Origin of the sequence: Arcicella sp. BE140, assembly GCF_031456255.1 — a bacterium.
GTDB classification, from domain to species: Bacteria; Bacteroidota; Bacteroidia; order Cytophagales; family Spirosomataceae; genus Arcicella; species Arcicella aquatica.
Genome location: NZ_JAVDUE010000001.1, coordinates 88,057 through 110,116, shown reverse-complemented (window position 1 = coordinate 110,116; position 22,060 = coordinate 88,057). Strand labels below are relative to the sequence as shown.

General features: G+C 35.8%; 15 protein-coding genes. 11 read left to right on the top strand and 4 right to left on the bottom strand.

What is annotated here, in order from left to right; translation table 11 throughout:
* Positions 1-96: 96 nt before the first annotated feature.
* Entirely contained in the window at positions 97-2,355 is a 2,259-nt protein-coding gene (locus J2Y60_RS00405) for a bifunctional (p)ppGpp synthetase/guanosine-3',5'-bis(diphosphate) 3'-pyrophosphohydrolase (RefSeq protein WP_309912877.1), read from the bottom strand.
* Between the two features lie 162 nt (positions 2,356-2,517).
* A complete protein-coding gene (locus J2Y60_RS00400; protein ID WP_309912879.1) occupies positions 2,518-3,525 on the bottom strand; it encodes a DUF6089 family protein in 1,008 nt (335 codons plus the stop codon).
* Between the two features lie 204 nt (positions 3,526-3,729).
* On the opposite strand from J2Y60_RS00400, the gene J2Y60_RS00395 reads away from it, so the two are divergent.
* Entirely contained in the window at positions 3,730-4,221 is a 492-nt protein-coding gene (locus J2Y60_RS00395) for a hypothetical protein (RefSeq protein ID WP_309912882.1), read from the top strand.
* Between the two features lie 72 nt (positions 4,222-4,293).
* Here the strand turns inward: J2Y60_RS00395 and ilvC are convergent, their stop codons facing one another.
* The gene (ilvC, locus tag J2Y60_RS00390) at positions 4,294-5,778 is read right to left on the bottom strand and encodes a ketol-acid reductoisomerase (RefSeq protein WP_309912885.1); all 1,485 of its coding nucleotides are present in this window, start codon (positions 5,776-5,778) and stop codon (positions 4,294-4,296) included.
* Positions 5,779-6,000: 222 nt separating this feature from the next.
* On the opposite strand from ilvC, the gene J2Y60_RS00385 reads away from it, so the two are divergent.
* Together J2Y60_RS00385 and ilvA are read left to right on the top strand one after the other, a co-directional pair.
* A complete protein-coding gene (locus J2Y60_RS00385; RefSeq protein WP_309912888.1) occupies positions 6,001-6,885 on the top strand; it encodes an AraC family transcriptional regulator in 885 nt (294 codons plus the stop codon).
* 82 nt (positions 6,886-6,967) lie between these two features.
* Positions 6,968-8,245 (top strand): threonine ammonia-lyase IlvA, encoded by a 1,278-nt coding sequence (gene ilvA, locus J2Y60_RS00380; protein WP_309912891.1) that lies wholly within the window; start codon positions 6,968-6,970, stop codon positions 8,243-8,245.
* Positions 8,246-8,318: 73 nt separating this feature from the next.
* On the opposite strand, the gene J2Y60_RS00375 is transcribed toward ilvA, so the two are convergent.
* Positions 8,319-10,991 carry an MGH1-like glycoside hydrolase domain-containing protein gene (locus J2Y60_RS00375; RefSeq protein ID WP_309912894.1) on the bottom strand — a complete coding sequence of 891 codons (2,673 nt, stop codon included), beginning with the start codon at positions 10,989-10,991 and terminating at the stop codon, positions 8,319-8,321.
* A gap of 455 nt (positions 10,992-11,446) precedes the next feature.
* On the opposite strand from J2Y60_RS00375, the gene J2Y60_RS00370 reads away from it, so the two are divergent.
* The 8 genes from J2Y60_RS00370 to J2Y60_RS00335 all read left to right on the top strand — a co-directional run bounded on the left by J2Y60_RS00370 (position 11,447) and on the right by J2Y60_RS00335 (position 21,945).
* On the top strand, positions 11,447-13,573 hold the full coding sequence (locus J2Y60_RS00370) for a bifunctional aldolase/short-chain dehydrogenase (protein WP_309912896.1): 2,127 nt from the start codon (positions 11,447-11,449) through the stop codon (positions 13,571-13,573).
* Positions 13,574-13,716: 143 nt separating this feature from the next.
* Positions 13,717-14,991, top strand: a complete 1,275-nt coding sequence (locus tag J2Y60_RS00365) for a TIM barrel protein (protein WP_309912901.1) — start codon at positions 13,717-13,719, stop codon at positions 14,989-14,991.
* Between the two features lie 6 nt (positions 14,992-14,997).
* Entirely contained in the window at positions 14,998-16,392 is a 1,395-nt protein-coding gene (locus tag J2Y60_RS00360; protein WP_309912903.1) for an FGGY family carbohydrate kinase, read from the top strand.
* Between the two features lie 337 nt (positions 16,393-16,729).
* Positions 16,730-18,247: a polysaccharide biosynthesis C-terminal domain-containing protein gene (locus tag J2Y60_RS00355; RefSeq protein ID WP_309912906.1), complete on the top strand. Its 1,518-nt coding sequence runs from the start codon at positions 16,730-16,732 to the stop codon at positions 18,245-18,247.
* A gap of 140 nt (positions 18,248-18,387) precedes the next feature.
* Positions 18,388-18,717 (top strand): hypothetical protein, encoded by a 330-nt coding sequence (locus J2Y60_RS00350; protein ID WP_309912909.1) that lies wholly within the window; start codon positions 18,388-18,390, stop codon positions 18,715-18,717.
* An 85-nt stretch (positions 18,718-18,802) separates the two neighbouring features.
* On the top strand, positions 18,803-19,093 hold the full coding sequence (locus J2Y60_RS00345) for a cell division protein ZapA (protein ID WP_309912912.1): 291 nt from the start codon (positions 18,803-18,805) through the stop codon (positions 19,091-19,093).
* 345 nt (positions 19,094-19,438) lie between these two features.
* Entirely contained in the window at positions 19,439-21,016 is a 1,578-nt protein-coding gene (gene rny, locus J2Y60_RS00340) for a ribonuclease Y (protein ID WP_309912915.1), read from the top strand.
* Between the two features lie 506 nt (positions 21,017-21,522).
* On the top strand, positions 21,523-21,945 hold the full coding sequence (locus J2Y60_RS00335; protein WP_309912918.1) for a hypothetical protein: 423 nt from the start codon (positions 21,523-21,525) through the stop codon (positions 21,943-21,945).
* The last annotated feature ends 115 nt before the right edge of the window (positions 21,946-22,060 follow it).

Sequence of the window (22,060 nt, the reverse complement as noted above, 5' to 3'; positions counted from 1 at the left end):
TTCAGAAAAACAAAAAATAAAATTTATTGATTTAATAATTAGACTAAATCAATTTTGAAAAGTAAAATAAATCAATTTTTAAGAGAAAAAGAAATTCTAGTCTCCTCTTTCAATCTGAATTACACCATCTACTTGCTCTAAAGAGTGAACTAGTGTCTCAAGATGCTGTGTATCTTGAACCATCAATGCTATTTTTCCTTCAAAAATACCTTCTTTTACTCCTATCGAAAGATTTTGGATATTTACTTTTAACTCTTGTGAAATTACCCTTGTTACATCGTTCATCAAGCCCATGCGGTCGGTGCCTTTAATAATTAACTGAGCAACAAACGACATTTTCACTTGGCTCGTCCACAAAGCTTTGATTACTCTATCGCCATGACGAGACAATAGCTCTGTAGCATTGGGGCATGAAGTTCTATGAATTTTTATACCTTCGTTAATCGTAACAAATCCAAAAACAGTATCGCCTGCAATTGGATTACAACATTTGGCTAGGGTATAATCTACTCTATCCATGTCTTCACCAATCAAAATTGCATCCGCATTTTTTACATCGCCATGCAATTTCTTAAGCTCTTTAACGATGTTTTTAGTATTCGTTAGGGGTTCTTGAATGGTTTTTGTAGCCTGCTTTCTTTCATGCGCTTCTCGGTCAGACTTCCATTTTTTTATCTCGTCTAAGCTAATATATGCTTTCCCAAAACGATAAAATAAGTCGTTTGTATCCTTGGCATTAAAATAAGCCCTTAGTTGATTGGTAATTTCTAAGGTTAACGTATTTACACCCAACACTTTTAAGCGATGTTCAATCATATCACGTCCCATGATGACGTGCTGTTTGTTGGCTTCTTTAATATAATCCTTAATTCGGGCTTTCGCCTTGGTCGTTGCTACAAAAGCTAACCAATCTTCGGATGGCTTTTGCTTTGCCGAGGTCATACACTCGATAATATCACCAGTCTTGAGTTTGTGGCTCAACGGCACTAGCTTATTATTTACCTTGGCTCCTATACACCTTGCTCCTACTTCTGAGTGGATTTCAAAGGCAAAATCCAATGCTGTAGCACCGTCTTTTAATACAATCAGTTTCCCTTTTGGGGTGTATACAAAAATCTCGTCGTTATATAAACTACTTCTAATATCATCAACCAATTCAACAGCTGATTGTGATTTATCAGTAGTATCCAACGCTTCCCGAATTTGGCTTAACCACGACTCAAAAGCTTTGTTTGTACGCGTATCATTTCCTTTGTATTTCCAGTGTGCGGCAAATCCTTTTTCAGCAATTTCATCCATTCTAGTTGTCCGAATCTGTACTTCTACCCAGCGTCCACGTCGCCCAGAACTCATTACTGTAGTATGTAACGATTCATACCCATTGGATTTAGGATTAGAAATCCAGTCTTTCAACCGTTCAGGATTGGGTTTATAATGGTCTGTTACCATCGAGTAGACAGCCCAACAAGCAGATTTCTCTAATTCAGTAGGAACATCTAAAATTACCCGCACCGCAAAAAGGTCATAAATTTCCTCAAAGGGAGTATTGTTCTTCTTGAGCTTGTGATAAATAGAATAGATTGATTTCGGTCGTCCTTTCACAATGTGTTTATACCCCATTATGTTAAGGTCTTTCTCAATCGGGCGAATAAAATTTTGTATGAAACTCTCTCTTGATGTTTTGGTTTCCTTTAACTTCTTGGCAATATCTTTATACGCTTCTGGCTCAGTATATTTCAAACACAAGTCTTCTAGTTCAGACTTTATAGCATGAAGTCCTAAACGGTGTGCCAGTGGAGCGTATAAATAAAAAGTTTCAGAGCTAATTTTGAGTTGTTTATCACGAGGCATACTTCCCAGTGTTCGCATATTATGCAAACGGTCGGCAAGTTTGATAAGAATTACCCGAATATCATCCGAAAGCGTAAGTAACATCTTACGGAAGTTTTCAGCTTGTTGTGAACTTCCATAATCAAAAACGCCCGTAATTTTAGTAAGACCATCGATAATTTTGGCTACATTTTTCCCAAAAATAGCTTCAATTTCTGTCAGTTCTATCTCAGTATCTTCCACCACATCATGAAGCAATGCGCACATGATGGATGTTGCCCCCAAGCCTATTTCTTCAACACAAATTTGGGCAACAGCAATAGGATGATAAATATAAGGCTCGCCAGATTTCCTCCTCATCTCTTTATGAGCTTCGGCAGATAATAGGAAAGCTTTTTTTATCAGTTTAGCATCATCATCTTGCAAATATGGACGGGCAATGTTGAGTAATTTTCGGTATCGCTTTAGAATCTCTTTCCGTTCTTGCTCTAAGTCTATTTCTTTTACTTCCACGGTGTTATTCAAGGACAAATGAGTTTTTTTTGAGAAACATTAATTTAGTGTTTAGTCTAAATTAGCGATTTTTGAGGGAAACGGCAAATGGAAGTGCATTTAATTTATATGAGAAGCCAATGGTTTTTAATGAAATTCAATTAAAGTCCTGATTGATAATTAGTCACAACTGTTTTATAGAATTACGGGGCATTTTATTTTCGGAGCAATGTGATAAATTAAACGGAAGCTAGTCAATAAATAAATATCGTTCAATTTACTAGCGCCATCTCTCACAGTGCCTTGTCTGAATATTTCAGGGAAGGTACTTGCGGGAGTCAGGTTAGGATTACTATAAATTGGGTTAATATTTTCAGCCAGATATTTTCTAATAGAAGCCTCTCTGTTATTTCCAGTATTAGCTGCTATCAATTCGTATTCTCGGTGTCCCATGATAGCAGAAAGGGGACTAATGGCGTACATTTGACTGTAACTAGTATAATAGCCTCCAACGTCATCAATATAATCCGTTAAATTATAGCGAATACCTACCTCGAACCCTACATCAATTTTTCTATTTATTTTGTATTTTACTCCAAATCCAAGAGGGAAGTTCATTGCGAACAGTTCATATTTATTATTAAGGTTTCCTGGCAAACCCTGTCCTTCTGTATGAAGCGGCTGAAGACTTACCCATTCGCCTGGGGATGCTTCTGACCCTTTATAACTAGCAGGCACTCTGGCAACGGGGTTATGGTGAAAAAAAGCAAAGCCTAAGAAAACATAAGGAGTTATTTGTGCTCTCTTTTGATATCTATCACTTTCTCTAATTAAATTAAAAATACCTTTGAACGATAACTCTTGAATATCATTTCTGAAATGTGTATTTCTCATAAACGACTTTTCTAACAAAGGGACACCTTCCAGTTTATTGTCATCCCCTGCAATTCTCACCCAAGTCAATGCTATATTGCCTGAAAATCGAGGTGTAAAATGTCTTGTATAATCAACAGAAATATTCCAACGGAGATTATCAATAGTAGATTGAACGGGACGGTTTATTGGAACTAGGTCGCCATAATAATTTGCAGTTCCTATGCCAAAGGCAATATCAGAATGTTTCTCAAAAAGCTTTTTTTGTGAAAAAGCTTGAAAACATATACATAAAGCAATAAGGATTTTAAATAAGTTTTTAATCAACATTAGGAAATCTATTGGGTTATGTTTTGCTTATAAACGACAAACAAATGATAAAAATATACTAAATTTTACAATTTTAGATAATCTGTATTTATTATTGTTTAGTTTATTTACTTATATTTAACTTAGACTGGCATTATTGATGCCAAAGTCAACAATTACTTTTATAAATATTTAACTAACCCCCTAATTTTAAATTAATCTACAATGAAAATTTTAATTGTTATTGGCATTGTCCTTTTTGGTATTATTGCGCGAATTGCTAAAAACCTTATGGCCTCGGAAAGAGCCTCAGATGTATTACGAGAAACAAGCCAAAGTGATGCTCATGCCTTATCATTTGCTGAAACTCTCGACCTAACAGTTGTTATTAAAAAGAATATTGATATTAACTCCATCAGAGACGCATTATCAAAAATAGCTCCTTCTTTCCAATTAGATAACTATACCATAAAATCATTCAAAGAGGTAGCCCAAGATACCTACATTTGTCTTACAATTGTTAAATATGATGATTTAGAATATAGGCGCTATAGTAATGAAAACGCCACTCATGTATTAGACTTGAATTTTAAAATTTCACTTGACGAAGAAAATCAAACTTGTAGAATTTACTCTGATTTACACGATGAACTCAAAGACAAAATATTAAGAGAAGAGTTTGCTAATAAATTGTGGAAAATAATAGAGAAAAAATAGTTGATAGCGTAAACCAAAAACTCCTGATGAATTTCATCAGGAGTTTTTGGTTACATAGTAAAAACCAATTCCTTACGCTACCGTAGAAATTGCTTTCATGTCTGTCATTGCTTGACGTAATTCAGCACCAACAAATTCAATATCGTGTGAACGAAGTGCTTCGTTTACTGCGATAATTGTTCTGTTATCAACGCCGTTATCTTTACCAGCATTGAAGTTTGTACCAATAATATCAGTTTCTACTGTTGACATGAAATCAGCTAATAATGGCTTACAAGCGTGGTCGAATAAATAACATCCGTATTCAGCAGTATCTGAAATGACAGAGTTCATTTCGAATAATTTTCTACGAGCAATCGTGTTAGCGATTAGCGGCGTTTCGTGTAATGATTCATAATAAGCAGATTCTTCTTTGATACCTGCTTCAACCATTGTTTCAAAGGCTAATTCAACACCAGCACGAACCATCGCAACCATCAATAAACCGTTATCGAAGTATTCTTGTTCAGCTATTTTAACATCTCCTGCTGGAGTTTTTTCAAAAGCAGTTTCGCCAGTAGCAGCTCTCCAAGTCAACAAGTTTTTGTCGTTGTTTGCCCAGTCAGCCATCATTGTTGAAGAGAACTCTCCGCTCATGATATCATCTTGGTGTTTTTGGAACAACGGACGCATAATATCTTTCAATTCTTCAGAAATTTCAAATGCTTTGATTTTCGCAGGATTCGAAAGTCTGTCGAACATAGCTGTAATACCACCTTGTTTCAACGCTTCAGTGATTACTTCCCATCCGTATTGGATTAATTTAGAAGCATAACCAGCGTCGATTCCTTTTTCAACCATTTTGTCAAAACAAAGAATTGAACCTGTTTGCAACAAACCACAAAGGATAGTTTGCTCTCCCATTAAGTCAGATTTTACTTCTGCTACGAATGAAGATTTTAACACTCCCGCACGATGACCGCCCGTTCCTACACAATAAGCTTTTGCATAAGCCCATCCTTTTCCTTCTGGGTCATTTTCTGGGTGAACGGCAATCAAAGTAGGTACACCAAAACCACGAACATATTCAGCACGTACTTCTGAACCTGGACATTTTGGCGCAACCATAATTACTGTAATATCTTTACGGATTTGCATTCCTTCTTCAACAATGTTGAAACCGTGTGAATAAGAAAGCGTAGCTCCTTGTTTCATCAAAGGCATTACAGCATTTACTACTGAAGTATGTTGTTTGTCTGGGGTAAGATTAATTACTAAATCAGCAGATGGAATTAATTCTTCGTAAGTACCTACTTTGAAATTGTTTTCTGTAGCACTTTTCCAAGATTGTCTTTTAGCATCAATTGCTTCCTGACGTAAAGCATAAGAAACATCTAAACCAGAATCTCTTAAGTTCAATCCTTGGTTCAATCCCTGCGCACCACAACCAACTACTACGATTTTTTTCCCAACTAAAGCGCTTACTCCGTCAGCAAACTCATTACTTTCCATGAATTCACAAACACCTAACTGATTTAATTTTTCTCTTAAAGAAAGAGTATTGAAATAATTTGCCATTTTTTGAATGTTTTTGATTTTGAATAACGTTGTCGAAGGCTAAAATTCGCAACATTGCTGAAATATGCACAAAGTTGATAAAAATCATCAATTAATGAATGGTAAATTAGTGTTTTATTTAGGTACTTTTCATGGGTAATTCATATCATAGTTATTGTATTTTATTTTAAGTAGATGATTTTAAAACTTTTACAACTAAAGCTAAATGTGTAATTTTATTACATGAAACAATTAGATATTCCTGTTTATAGCATCGATAGGTTTAATAGTAAATCTGAAAAAACGATTCAATTTCAGATTGAACCCTTTGATATTAATCGAAATTTTAAGGTAACTTATCCACATCGTCATGATGATTTTTATGAAATCCTCTTCCTTACACAAGGACAAGGGATTCACACGATTGATTTTCAGAATTATACAATAAAACCCAATACTATTTTTTTTCTTTCTCCTGGTCAGATTCATGAGTTAGACCTTTCTGAAGATGTAAAAGGCTACATATTTCTTTTTACATCCTCTTTTTACCATTTTAACAAGACTGACCCTTACAAGCTTTTTGAACTTCCCTTTTTCTATAACCTTAATCAAGAAACACCACCGATTTACTTAGAAAATCAAGCGGAGAAACAGGTGCTTACCGAGCTTTTTAAGAATGCTATTTACGAAAATCAGCAAAACTTAACCGATTCAGAAGAGGCTATTCGTGCTTTGCTAGATTTAATTTTAATCCAATGCAAAAGAATTTATCCGCTCAGTAATTATGATGATAAAACCAGCAAAGGCAAAATCATGGTAAAACGTTTCAAACAATTGATTGAAGAAAAATGTCAGGAAAATTTATCGGTAAAAGATTATGCACACCTACTTGCTATTACACCCAATTACCTAAGCGAGACGGTAAAAAGTGTAACAGGCAGAACATCAACCGATTTAATCAATGACCGTATGATTATGGAAATAAAACGTTTTTTGACGCATACCGATTTGGGAATTTCTGAAATTGCTTATCAACTCAACTTTTCTGACCAATCATATTTTTCAAAATACTTCAAAAAATTGACGAATCTTTCGCCTTTGGAATTTAGGAACGGATTATCTAGGTAAGGAAAATCATTTTTACCTATAAACTATCTTATATTTGTAGAAAAAGGAATTTTATTACAATCAAAGGCTTTATCTCATCAACATGGCTAATAAAACAGATCAAAAAAAAGATTCTATATTTCCGACACTTGAAAGCATCTATGAAGCGGCTGAGCGCCTCAGAGGAGTGGCAGTACATACGCCATTGACTGAAAATATTGTGCTTTCAGAACGCTATGAAGCTAATATTTTTTTAAAGAGAGAAGATTTACAAATTGTTCGCTCCTACAAAATCAGAGGAGCATATAATAAAATGGCGATGCTTTCGGCCGACGAGCTTGCCAAAGGAGTGGTATGTGCATCGGCAGGAAATCATGCGCAAGGGCTAGCTTATGCTTGCCATAAAATGAAGGTAAAAGGCACTATTTTTATGCCTACTACTACGCCTAATCAGAAAATCAAACAAGTAAAGATGTTTGGTAAAGACGATATTGAGGTAATGTTAGTAGGTGATACTTACGATGATGCCTCAAACGCGGCCAAACAATATTGTGACGAAAACAATGCTACCTACGTGCATCCTTTTGATGATATGGATGTAATTACGGGTCAAGCAACTGTTGGCTTAGAGATTTTTAAGGATTCAGATATTAAAATAGATTATATCATTCTGGCCATTGGTGGCGGAGGTGTTTCGGCGGGCGTTTCTACTGTTTTTAAGCAACTTTCTCCGCATACTAAAATCATTGGTGTCGAACCTGCTGGTGCTGCATCAATGAAGGCTAGTTTTGATGCTGGTCATGTATTAGAGCTTGAAACCATCGATAAATTTGTAGATGGGGCTGCCGTAAAACGTGTTGGAGAGAAGACTTTTAATATTTGTAAGGAAACGTTGGATAATATCATCCTTGTTCCAGAAGGCAAAGTTTGTACAACTATTTTAGAATTATACAACGAATCGGCGATTGTAGCCGAACCTGCTGGGGCTTTAACGATTGCTGCCTTAGATTTTATGAAAGATGAAATCAAGGGGAAGAATGTCGTGTGCTTGGTTTCTGGGGGTAACAATGACATTACCCGTACCGAAGAAATAAAAGAACGTTCGTTGCTTTATGAAGGATTAAAACATTATTTCATCATTCGTTTTCCACAAAGAGCAGGTGCTTTGAAAAATTTCTTGAATAATGTGTTGGGTGAAGAAGATGACATTACCTTATTTGAATATCAGAAGAAAACAAACCGAGAGTCTGGCCCAGTACTATTAGGGATTGAACTGAAACACAAAGAAGATTATGAACCGTTACTAGGGCGAATGATAGAACAAAATATTGTGTATCAAAAATTGAACGAACAACCAGATTTGTTTTCGGTTTTGGTCTAACAAAAAAGGTATCAGCGTAGTGCTGATACCTTTTTTAATGCCTTATCATTAAACGAATTTATATGCTTGATTTTTATATGCTTGATTCTCTAACCCTGTGTTTTTCTGCTTTTGAAACACTCAAAATCAATTCAGCCACAAGACCCGTCCAACCTGTTTGATGCGCAGCTCCTAGTCCTTTACCCGTATCACCATCAAAATATTCATTGAAAAGAATTAAGTCTTTAAAATGAGGGTCACTCTGCATTTTCTCATATTTCTCATACATTGGGCGTCTTCCTTCCTTATTTTGTGTAAATAAGTTAATCAAACGTTCAGAAATACTTAACGCTGCCTCTTTGATACTCACCATATTTCCAGAATTAGTAGGATATTCTACTTCATAATCGTTACCATAATATTCTTGAAACTTCATCAAAGAATCTATCAACAAGAAATTCATTGGAAACCAAATAGGTCCACGCCAGTTTGAATTACCACCAAACATACTTCCCGTTGACTCGGCAGGGGTATAATCAACCCTTAGTACATCTCCATTTACTCTGAACTGATATGGGTTTTCCAAATGATATTTTGAAAGAGAACGAATACCAAAGTCTGAAAGGAACTCAGTTTCATCAAACATTCGTTTCATAATCATTTTCATACGGTGCCCTCTCAGGATAGCTAATAGCCTACTCTCTCCTTTTCCTGATTCATACCAACGAGAAATCAAACTTGCAAGGTCAGGTCTGTTAGCAAGAACCCACTCTACCCTACGGCGGAAATCAGGCAATTTTTCAAGCATTTCTGGTGTTAAAACCTCCACAGCAAACAAAGGAATTAAACCAACCATCGACCTAATTTTTAATAACATACTATTATTATTAGGTAAATGAAGCATATCATAGTAGAATTGGTCTTCTTCGTCCCAAAGACTAATTTCATCACCACCAAGAGATTGCATCGCTCCTGCAATATGCAAGAAGTGTTCAAAGAATTTGGATGCCATATCTTGATAAACGGGGCGTTCAACGGCAATTTCAACGGCAATTCTTAGCATATTCAAGCTATACATTGCCATCCAACCCGTGCCATCAGCTTGTTCTAAGCGTCCGCCTGTTGGCAAAGTAGCCGAACGGTCGAATACCCCAATATTATCCATACCGAGGAAACCTCCTCCAAAAATATTATTTCCTCCCTCATCTTTTAGATTTACCCACCAAGTAAAGTTCAATAAAAGCTTATGGAAGATTTTCTCTAAAAAGGCTATATCGCCTTTACCATTTGTCTCTTTATCAATCTCATATACTTTCCAAGTAGCCCATGCGTGTACAGGTGGGTTCACATCCGAGAACGACCATTCATAGGCGGGAATCTGCCCGTTGGGGTGCATATAATATTCTCGAAGAATTACTGCTAATTGACGCTTTGCAAAATCAGGGTCAACCCTTGCTAAGGGTAAAGTATGGAAAGCTAAGTCCCAAGCTGCAAACCAAGGGTACTCCCATTTATCAGGCATCGAAAGAATATTGGCAGAATACATGTGTCGCCAGCCTGCATTCCTTCCATATTTCCTATATTCCGATGGTTTGGGCATCGCAGGGTCACCTTTTATCCATTCGTTGACATTATAATAATACCATTGTTTAGTCCAAAGCATACCAGCATAGGCTTGTCGCTGAATTTTTAGCAACTCGGGGTCTTCAACACCTTGCTGTACTTCTTCATAAAACTGATTGCCTTCACGAATACGCTTGTCCATGGTATCTTCAAAACCACCGAAAGGTTCAAGGATAGAATGATCGACTAAACGAAGCCTTACGGTATAGCTATCTCCTCCCTTTATTGTTTTAGTATAACGAGCAGCCGCTTTTGTACCAATATTATTAGGATTTACAGCCGTTTTCTTGTTATCAACGATATAGTCATTAATACCATCTTTACAATAAGGCGAAGCATTACCTACTTTATAAAGGCGTTCAAAATTGGTTTCGTTTTCACAGAAGAGTAACTCTTGGGCATTTTCACAATACAATTTATAATGCCCAATATTTTTGTTATCAATATCGATGGCTTTTTTGGCCACCCCCGTCATCATGGGTTTATATTTATATTTTTCGTAGCCCCAGCTCCAAGTATTTCTAAACCAGATGGTAGGCAAAATCGTGAGTGGTGCTGCTTTTTTGCTTCTGTTATGAGCCGTTATTTTTATTAAAATATCTTGCTCGTCAGCCTTAGAGTATTCTATGAAAATATCAAAATATTCATTGTCGTCAAAAACACCTGTATCAAGTATTTCAAATTCAGGTTCTAAGCGCGAACGTCTCCTACTTTCAGAAACTAGCTTGTCATAAGGATATGGATTGATAGGATACTTATAAAGCATCTTCATATATGAATGCGTGGGCGTAGAGTCTAGGTAATAATAGAGTTCCTTTACATCCTCCCCATGATTAGATTCACTTCCCGTTAATCCAAAAAGACGTTCTTTTAATATATGATCATTATGGTTCCAAAAAGCCAAGCCAAAACAAATATGAGACTTATTATCTGAGATACCCGCTATCCCTTCTTCGCCCCAACGATAAGCAATAGAACGAGCCATATCATGTGTTACAGAGTTCCATGCATCTTGGTTGGCAGTGTAGTCTTCTCTAACTGTACCCCATTGCCGCTCAGAGAGATAAGGTCCCCACTTTTTCCATCCCTTATTATCTTTGCGAGTATTCAATCGCAACTTCTCCGCACTTATACTTTTACTCATACCTTTTTATATAAATGGTTATCAATAAATTTCTAAAATTTATACTACTTTTATTTATAATTTTTACCTTTATAATACCAGTAGTTGCAAACAAATGCAATATTAATTCAATCTTATGCATTAATGTGCAATAATATTATCAAATTTAAAAAAAACACCCAAACCTTTATCATAATAGCCTATCTAAATAGATTAAAATGCAAGTTTTAGAGTAATTATACTTAAAAATAGGGAATCAATCATCACCAAATAATTAAATTACTGAATATTTATACTAAAATTAGCATAATGTAGTATCAAAAAACAGGCAAAAAAGTTACTATTTTAAATACTAAAAGTGTCAACAACAGATTGCACTATTTACACTCTATTTTTCCGCATGATAGTACAGGACGGTTTAAGATACAGAGAATTCTAGTTTTGTTGAACATTAATTATTATATTTTTTATAAAAAATGGCAACCAAGACATTCAAATACGTCAGCTATCTTTGGGACGAAGCCAAAGCAGCCGAATTAGCAGGCGACGAAGTAGCTCTATTCATTTATCGCTCAAATTTATTAGGAGCTGATCTACGTTTAACCAATTATGGTGGTGGTAACACTTCTGTAAAAATCAAAGATAAAGATCCTTTGACGGGCAATCAAACTGACGTGATGTGGATTAAAGGTTCTGGTGGTGACATCGGTACTTTGAAAAAATCAGGTTGTGCAGCTTTGTATGTTGACAGACTTCGTGCTTTAGAAAACGTATACCGCGGTATCGAATTTGAAGATGAAATGGTAGAATTATTCAACCACTGTATCTTCGATTTAGCTTCTAAAGCTCCTTCTATTGATACTCCTCTTCATGGTTTTTTACCTTTCGCTCATATCGACCACTTGCACCCAGATGCCGCTATTGCTATTGCAGCAGCTAAAGATGGTAAGCAAATTACTGAGGAATTGTTCAACGGTGAAATTGGCTGGGTAGGCTGGCAACGTCCAGGTTTCGACTTGGGTCTTCAATTGCGTGACTGTTTGGAAGAAGCAGCATCTCGTGGTATCAAATTAAAAGGTATCATGTTGGGTTCTCATGGTTTATTTACTTGGGGTGATACTTCTTTCGATTCTTATATTAATACCTTAGAAGTAATCGAAAAATGCGCTGAGTATTTAGAAGCAAATTACGGAAAGAAAGCTCCTGTGTTTGGCGGTCAAAAAATTGAAAGCCTTCCTGAAGCTGACCGTAAGAAACAAGCATCTTCTATCGCTCCTATCTTACGTGGTTTCTGTTCTTCATATCGTAACATGATTGGACACTTCACTGACGATGCGCGTGTGTTAGAATTTACCAATTCAAACGACCTTGCTAAGTTGGCTCCACTAGGTACTTCTTGTCCTGACCACTTCCTACGCACAAAAATTTCTCCGTTAGTACTTGAATTAGCACCAAACGAAGATTTGACAGACGTAGCCGCTATCAAAGCAAAATTAGCACCTGCTTTTGAAGCCTACCGTGCGATGTACACAGAGTATTATAATACTTGTAAAAGAGATAACTCTCCAGCAATGCGTGACCCTAACCCAGTGGTAATTCTTTACCCAGGCGTAGGTATGTTTACTTTCTCGAAAGACAAAACAACAGCACGTTTAGCCTCAGAATATTATGTAAATGCTGTGAACGTAATGAAAGGTGCAGAAGCAGTTTCTGAATATACATCATTGCCACGTCAAGAAGCATTTGATATTGAATATTGGTTATTGGAAGAAGCTAAATTGCAACGTATGCCAAAACCAAAAGCACTTTCTGGTAGAATCGCTTTGATTACTGGTTCTGCGGGTGGTATTGGTAAGGCAATCGCTAAGAAATTTGCGGAAGAAGGTGCTTGCGTAATCATTAACGATATTAATCAAGAACGTTTAGACGGAGCAAAAGCTGAGTTTATAAGTGAATTCGGTAAAGATGCCGTTTCTTCTACCTTATTAAATGTTACTGACGCTACTTCAATTGCTCTAGCTTTTGATGACGCCGCTTTAGCTTTCGGTGGTGTTGACATCGTAGTAAACAATGCTGGTATCAGTATTTCTAAATCTATTGCTGAACATTCTATTGAAGAGTGGGATAGATTATACGATATTTTGGTAAAAGGACAATTCTTGGTTTCACAAGTAGGTGTAGCCATGATGCGTAAACAAAATTTAGGTGGCGACATCGTAAATATTGTTTCTAAGAATGCCGTAGTAGCTGGACCAAACAACCCTGGTTATGGTTCTGCTAAAGCTGCTCAAGCACACTTAACACGTTTGATGGCGGCTGAATTAGGTGGAGACAAAATCAGAGTAAACACTGTAAATCCTGATGCAGTAATTTCAGATTCAAATATCTGGGCAGGCGGATGGGCTGAAGGCCGTGCGAAAGCTTACGGAATCACAGTGGCTGAATTACCTGCTTATTATGCGAAACGTACTTTATTGAACGAAATCATTCTTCCAGATGATATCGCTAATGCATGTTTTGCTTTTGTAGGCGGTTTATTGAGTAAATCAACTGGAAATGCACTAAACGTAGATGGTGGTGTAGCAATGGGCTTCTATCGTTAGAAATAATTTCATTCCCCTTTCCTAAACGGAAAGGGGTTCTTTATTTACAGGCTATTAGTATATAAAGATGATGAAGGTATTTCAACAATGCTTTGTTTATCCTCCCAATGACTTGTATCCAATAATAAACTTTCTCCTCTCCAATGCAGCTCGAAAAATATAAAATTCATTCACATAACGAAGATGTACTTGCTGGACATCAACGTAAATTGGCATATACGCTTTCAGAAGTTGAAAATGCTGAAAACATCATCCAAAAACTAATTGATTTCCAAATCGCTATTCCTTCATGGGCTTTGGGCACAGGAGGTACACGTTTTGGTCGTTTTTCTGGTGGTGGCGAACCAAGAAGTATAGAAGAAAAAATTGAAGATGTAGGTTTACTACACGCTTTAAACCAAGCAAGTGGTGCTATCTCTTTACACATTCCTTGGGATATACCTCAAAATGCGCAGGCTATCAAAGTATTGGCAGCACAACATGGCTTAAAATTCGATGCTGTAAATTCAAATACTTTCCAAGACCAAGCGAATCAAGAATATACTTATAAGTTCGGTTCACTTCAAAATGTTAACAAGGCTATTCGTAAACAAGCGATTGACCATAACATTGAGGTAATTAAGCATGGTATTGAATTAGGTTCTGAATCGCTAACGGTTTGGTTATCTGACGGTTCTTGTTTTCCTGGACAATTAAACTTCCGTAAAGCCTACCAAAATACGTTGGAAAGTTTGGAGGAAATTTATGCGGCTTTACCAGACAACTGGAAATTGTTCTTAGAATATAAATGTGCTGAACCTAACTTCTATTCAACAACTGTTGGAGATTGGGGACAGTCGTATTCATACGTTAAAAAATTAGGTGATAAAGCATTTACATTGGTTGATTTAGGTCACCATTTGCCAAATGCTAACATCGAGCAAATCGTTGCATTATTATTAATGGAAGGTAAATTGGGTGGTTTCCACTTCAATGATTCGAAATATGGTGATGACGATTTGACGGCTGGTGCATTGAAGCCATACCAATTGTTCTTAATCTTCAACGAATTGGTGGAAGGTATGGATGCAAGAGGAATGAACCATGCTACTGATTTAGGATGGATGATTGATGCATCACATAATGTAAAAGATCCATTAGAAGACTTATTGCAATCAGTAGAAGCCATCATGACGGCCTATGCGCAGGCATTATCTGTTGATAAAAAATCTTTAGAGATTGCTCAAGAGGAAAATGATGTAGTGCGTTGTCAAGAGATTTTACAGGATGCTTTCCGTACCGATGTTCGTGCATTAGTCGCTGAAGCTCGCCTTCGTGCTGGTGGAGCATTAAACCCAATTGCATTGTATCGCAACTTGAAAATTAGAGAAAATTTGATTCAAGAAAGAGGCCTGAAAGCCGTTTCTACTGGGCTTTAATTTTTTATGACAAACAAAACTTCTGTCATTGCTATTTTTGACATTGGCAAAACCAATAAAAAACTGTTCCTCTTTGATGAGCAGTACAAAATTGTTTTAGAAAAATCGACTCAATTCGACGAAACTCAAGACGAAGATGGCGATAACTGTGAAGATTTAGACCTCCTCAACACGTGGGTAACCCAAACATTTGAGGAGGTACTAAGCCTTCCTGATTTTGCTATTAAGGCATTAAATTTTTCAACTTACGGCGCAAGCTTTGTGCATCTTGATGCGAATGGTAAAGCGGTAGCGCCTTTGTATAATTATTTAAAGACGTATTCAGAGACCCTGAAAAAACAGTTTTATGATACGTATGATGGGGAACAAAAGTTTTCACAAGTTACAGCATCGCCCGTATTAGGAAACCTCAATTCAGGAATGGTATTATATCGCTTGAAATACGAGAAACCAGATTTATTTGCCAAAATCAACTACTCGCTACATTTACCCCAATACTTGAATTTTCTGTTTACGGGTAACTATTATTCAGATATTACGAGTATCGGTTGTCATACCAATCTTTGGGACTTTACTAAAAATACTTATCACAGATGGGTACATGAGGAAGGCGTTGACAAGAAGCTCGCTCCTATCTTCCCTTCAAATCAGGTTCAGCAAAAAAGTATTGGTAACCATGAATTACAAGTAGGCGTTGGTCTGCACGATAGCTCTGCAGCGTTGATTCCCTACCTTGCTACTTTCACCGAGCCTTTTATTTTGCTTTCAACGGGTACGTGGTGTATTAGCTTGAATCCTTTCAATCATATTCCATTGAGTGCGGAGGAATTGCAATATGATTGTTTGTCGTATATGCACTATGAAGGTAAGCCCGTAAAGGCTTCAAGGTTATTTGCTGGTTATGAACACGAACAACAAACCAAGCGTTTGGCATTGCATTTCAATCTGGCAAATGATTATTATAAAACTGTAAAGTGTGACTTAGAACTTTTACATAGATTAAGGGAAAGTCAACTACATGGCGACGACGACCATTTGCGTGAAGCCCGACGTCCGCCACTACAAGAATCTCTTTTTGGAAGTAGAGATTTGACTGTTTTCAATAATTACGAAGAAGCCTATCATCAATTAATTATTGATATTGTTGCTCAACAATTAATTGCTACTGAATTAGTATTGAATAATTCGCCCGTAAAAAAGCTTTTTGTGGATGGAGGTTTTGGTAAAAATGAAATTTTTATGACATTACTAGCCATGGCATTCCCTACCTTAGAAGTCTATGCAGCCTCTGTTGCTCAGGCTACTTCGTTGGGTGCTGCTCTTTCGATTCATCAATACTGGACGGATAAAGCTTTACCCGACAATTTGATTGAATTAAAAAAGTATCAGCTTGAAAGTTAATACTTTAGCCAACTATATTGTTTAAAACAAGAAACGAGTATCGGAATACGGTGCTCGTTTCTTGTTTTAAAAGGGCAAAAAAAAGTGATTAAACGTATTTGGGGCGTTTAATCACTCAGCTCTGTTAAAAGCACAATTCAACCACGAATTGATTATTATGTCACAAATATAGTATAAATACTCATATATTTATAAGTGTTTATACTTATTTTGAAAAATATTTTTTATCTATTCATTTGAAATCAAGATTGTATTAACACATAAGTCCTTGTAAATTGCGACTACATTGTGGTAAGCAAAAAGATAAACGATTGTTTGATACACAATTCTGATTAACATGAGTGTTTTAAAAAAATTAGCCAGCGAAACAGCATCATACGGCATAAGTACAATTTTAGGGCGATCACTTAACTTCCTATTAGTGGCTGTTCATACTGCTGCCTTTACACCCGCAGAACTTAATATAAACGTAAAGCTTTATGCATACGTAGCCATTGCTAATATTATCTATACGTATGGCATGGAAACAGCCTTCTTCCGTTTTGCTACTGACGACAAAGAAAAATATTATAACATCATTCAATCGGCCATCACCATTAGTAGTTTGGTATTTACCAGTATCATCATTATTTTTTCAACACCAATTGCCAGTGCCTTTGGCGAACCAGGCAAAGGTATCTTCTTGATTTGGATAGCATTGATAGTAGCCATAGATGCGATTACAGCCATTCCTTTTGCCAGATTGAGACTAGAGAAAAAAACTAGGAAATTCGTAGCTGCAAAAATTTTCAGCATCCTAGTAAACGTAGTATTGAACATTATTTTTTTATTAGGTTTCAAAAAAATAGCAGATGGAGATTATCTACTTTTCTTACAACCACTAGCTCAAAAATTATACTTTCCGAGTATTGGGGCAGGCTATATATTTTTAGCTAACCTCCTAGCCAATGCTAGTTTATTCTATTTCTTGAGGACAGAGTTCAAACTATTCAAGTTTCAGTTTGATAAAGCCACTTTCAAAAACTTGATGATATATGCCTATCCTATTATGATTATGGGTTTGGCAAGTACCTTTAACTTAATGTTTGATAGAATATTACTAGAAAGACTATTACCAGAAGGTTTTTATCCCAACCGCACTTCTCAGGAAGCACTAGGCATCTACGGCAACGTTTATAAGCTTTCTATCTTTATGGCATTAGCAACACAAGCTTTCCGCTATGCTGCCGAACCTTTTTTTCTGGCAAAAACTGAAAATAAAAATTCGCCCGAAACATTAGCAGATGTAACAAAATGGTTTTTGATAACCTGTATATTTATTTGGCTAGGGGTTTGTCTGAATCTGGATATTATAAAAGTCCTTTTCTTAAGAAAGCCGATTTATTGGGAAGGAATGAAAGTAGTACCGATTTTATTACTGGCCAATCTTTTCCTAGGTGTTTACTACAATATCTCTGTTTGGTTTAAACTCAACAAGAAAACATATTTCGGTACCAGAATCACTTTTGGTGGTTTGGCAATCACTATCTTTTTCAATATTATCCTAATTCCCAAGATGGGATATATGGGTTGTGCGATAGCCTTTTTGATATCTTGCTTTTCGATGACAGCCTTGTGTTATTACTTCGGACAAAAGTATTATCCCGTACCGTATAAGATACTTTCAGCCTTTGGATATATTATTTCAGCGGGTGTATTAATTTTTTGTACCATGCAGATTAACATTGAAAATTTATGGATTTCTATCCCATATCATTTCATATTACTGAGTTTATATGCTGCTGGTGTTGTTTTAGTTGAGCGAAAGACAATTATTCCATTGAAAGTCAGAGATAAATATGCTTTTTTAAGATAAAAACATAAAATTTTCGAGTAAATTATAGAACTTTGTAATAAACTAGGATTAAAGCCTAGATTAATTTTAGGGTTTTATTCAATGTATCGTTATTTCTTTAGATTTTTTGCAATCTAAATACTTATCTAAATAAAGGCATGATGACTGACAATCAAATTCGGACTCAATTTGAGGCCTTAGAAATAAAACTAAGGAATGTTGTCTTAAGATATAAAGATTTGCAAACTAGGCTTGAATTAGCCACCCGAGAAAACGAATCTTTAAAACATACATTGGCTGAGACCTTAAAAGAAAACCAAGAATTAAACAAAAAATTAAACCAAAGAGTAAAAAACTTTAAAAAATCAGATAAAATCACTAAGATTGCAGTAAACAATCTAAATAGTACAGGCAATCCTGCCGAATTGAAAGAAAAACTTGACCAATATATCTTAGAAATAGATAGGTGTATTAGTCAGCTTAGCAAATAAAAAGTTTACAAAATCGATCGTTTCATAGTTCATAGTTTTCTTGACTAAATAACTCAAAACTTTTAATTTAAAACTTAAAAATATAATGGCCGAAAAAGTCCCTTGTAATATAGTTGTTGCTCACGAACCTTTTAGCCTATCAGTTGGGAAGGAAGAAGAGGAATTTGTTCGCAAAGCTGCTAAGTTGATTAATGAAAAAATGGATTCTTATCGAGAAACTAAAAAGGTAGACTCGCACCAACGTCTGTTAGCAATAGTTGCTTTAGACTTTGTAATGAGTAACCTTAAATTTGGCGTCAAACACGGTGATCTTCAAAAATCTGTGATGGGGAAGATTGCTGAATTAGACAACTTATTGAGTTCTGTTACAGAATGAATTAACATATTTCTTTATTATTCGTTTAAACGTTTTAAGTATAAAATTGAGCGATTATAAATCATATTTATAAAAATTAGTACAAGTACCTGAATACCATAAATTAAACCTTATACATTCTAATAACATGATTTTGATTGGATTCGTTTCCATAAACAACGCCATACAAATTTCTAGTTTACTTGTTTGATTTAACTATTCTTGATTTTAAATACGATATACAAACGTTTAATTTTTCTTTTCACATTCAAGGCATTTGTCTGTTTTAGTCCTTTTTTTCACTCAATAGTTGGTCGGATTGCATTATTCAATGCACGAAAACTATTAACTAAAACGATATAAATAATGCTAACTCCCATCATTGCCGCAGTTGCTTCGCTGATAGCGGGAATATTTGTCGGTAAGCTTGCTTTTGCAAAGAATACCCAGAGAATCGAAGAAGAGGCAACTTCCAAAGCTTCAGATATTGTCAAAAATGCTGAATTACAAGCAGAAAACATCAAGAAAGATAGAATACTTGAAGCCAAAGAAAAGTTCTTGAAACTTCGCTCGGAATTTGAAGATGATTCAAATAAAAAGAAGCAGATTTTAGTTCAAAATGAGCAAAAACTAAAAGAACGTGAGCGTACTTTACAGATTTCGATGGAACAGACTAAGAAATTAGAATCTGAGTTAAATTCGCAAAAACAATCGTTGACTTCTAAAGAAGAAAACTTAAGAAAAAAGACCGAAGAAGCTGATAAGAAAAGAATTCAGGCGGATGAGATGTTGGCTTCACAAGTATCACAATTGGAGAAAATAGCAAGCTTAACTGCTGACGAAGCACGCCAACAATTGATTGATGCTTTGCGTGCAGAAGCAGAAACGAAGGCATCTTCTATCATCAAAAATACGATTGAGGAGGCTAAGTTAACAGCTACTAAAGAGGCTAAGAAAGTAGTTATTGAGACTATTCAAAGAACGGCAGCTGAAAATGCGATTGAAAACTGTGTATCTGTTTTCAACATTGAATCTGATGACGTAAAAGGTAAAATCATTGGTCGTGAGGGTAGAAATATCCGTGCTTTAGAAGCCGCTACAGGGGTAGAGTTTATTGTAGATGATACGCCAGAAGCCATCATCATTTCAGGTTTTGACCCTGTTCGTCGCGAAATCGCTCGTTTGTCGCTACACCGTTTAGTACAGGATGGTCGTATTCACCCTGCTCGTATTGAAGAAGTAGTTGCCAAAACGAAGAAGAATATCGACGAAGAAATTATTGAAATCGGAGAACGTACCGTTATTGATTTAGGAATTCATGGTTTACACCCTGAATTAATCAAAATGGTAGGTAGAATGCGTTTCCGTTCTTCGTATGGACAAAACCTTTTACAACACTCGCGTGAAGTAGCTAAGCTTTGTGCTACTATGGCGGCAGAATTAGGCCTAAATGCGAAGTTAGCGAAGCGTGCAGGACTATTACACGATATTGGTAAAGTATGGCATGAGGAGGCAGAATTGCCTCACGCTATTCTGGGGATGCAGTTGGCAGAGAAATACAAAGAAAACGCTGAGGTTTGTAATGCCATTGGTGCTCACCATGATGAAATCGAGATGACTTCTATGATTTCGCCAATTATTCAGGTGTGTGATGCCATCTCTGGTTCTCGTCCGGGTGCTCGTCGCGAGATGATGGAATCTTATATGCGTCGCCTAAAAGAATTAGAAGAATTAGCCGTTAGCTTTAGCGGTGTTCAAAAATGCTATGCTATTCAGGCTGGTCGTGAATTGAGAGTATTGGTAGATTCTGAAAATGTTTCTGACGAAAAAGCGAGTATGCTATCATACGATATTTCACAGAAAATTGAAAAAGAAATGCAATATCCAGGGCAAATCAAAGTAACAGTTATCCGTGAAATGAGGGCGGTGAATTACGCAAAATAATACCGGTTTATAGCTTAGCTATATTCCTAATAACAAAATCCCCCTAAGAGAATAATTCTTTTAGGGGGATTTGTCTTTTAACTGCCTACGAAAACAGTCACAAGGTAATTGTACATTCCAAAAAATTGCGTTTAATTTAAGAGGGTTTATTGATAAAAAAAATGACTTAAATCAGTTTTCAAAAAGCATATAAATTGAGAATTAGGATATTTTTTTAAACAACCCTGTTAAAAAGCTTATAACCAAACATTTAGTAAATTTTGAGTGTATTTACTTAAATATTTTTAACAAATAATTGTTAAAAATATTTATTCTTTGGAACAGTTTTTGAATAAAAATATTTAAAAAAAATTTGTTGTGACAACGATTTTTTTTTGAGTGTACGAGAATCAATGTAAAATATGAAAGATATAATATAAAAAATAAAAGAAGTTGTGGTGCTTAGTGTAAATTTTAGATTAAAAATTTTGCAAGTATAATTATCACGAATTACTTTCAACCTCGAAATGAAAAAGGCATTCATAAAATATCCCTTATTTTTATGTGTTCTCCTGTTGAGTTTAACAAGTCAATTGTTTGCTCAAACACACAAGGAGGCTGCCTTCCATTTGCCCAAAAATACGCTTGAAGAGTCCCAAAATTTAAGCGTTAGTACAGAAGTACCCTTCCAGTTTTTTTTCTCTACAAGTTCTTTAGACGGCAAAGGAAATACCTTTTTTGCATATGATGAAGAGAATATTGAAGAAGAAGAAAGCTTTGTAACGCCAAAAAAGAATGCAGAAGCCGGTTCTTATTTTACGATTCCTTTTTTTGGCTGGTATACTGGATTTACCCTACTCGATTTACCTCAAGTCTTACTTTTCTGTAAGCATTATTCACCTTTCTTTTCAGTTGATTTAAATATAGTATTCTGTGTCTTCAGAATATGATTTAAAGTCTATCTAGCAGATAATACTGCCAAAATCTTCACAAAATTATTTTATTTCTTTAGGCAAAGCATTTTAGTTTCAATGGCTTATTGATGTTTTCTTATGCCACGCAATA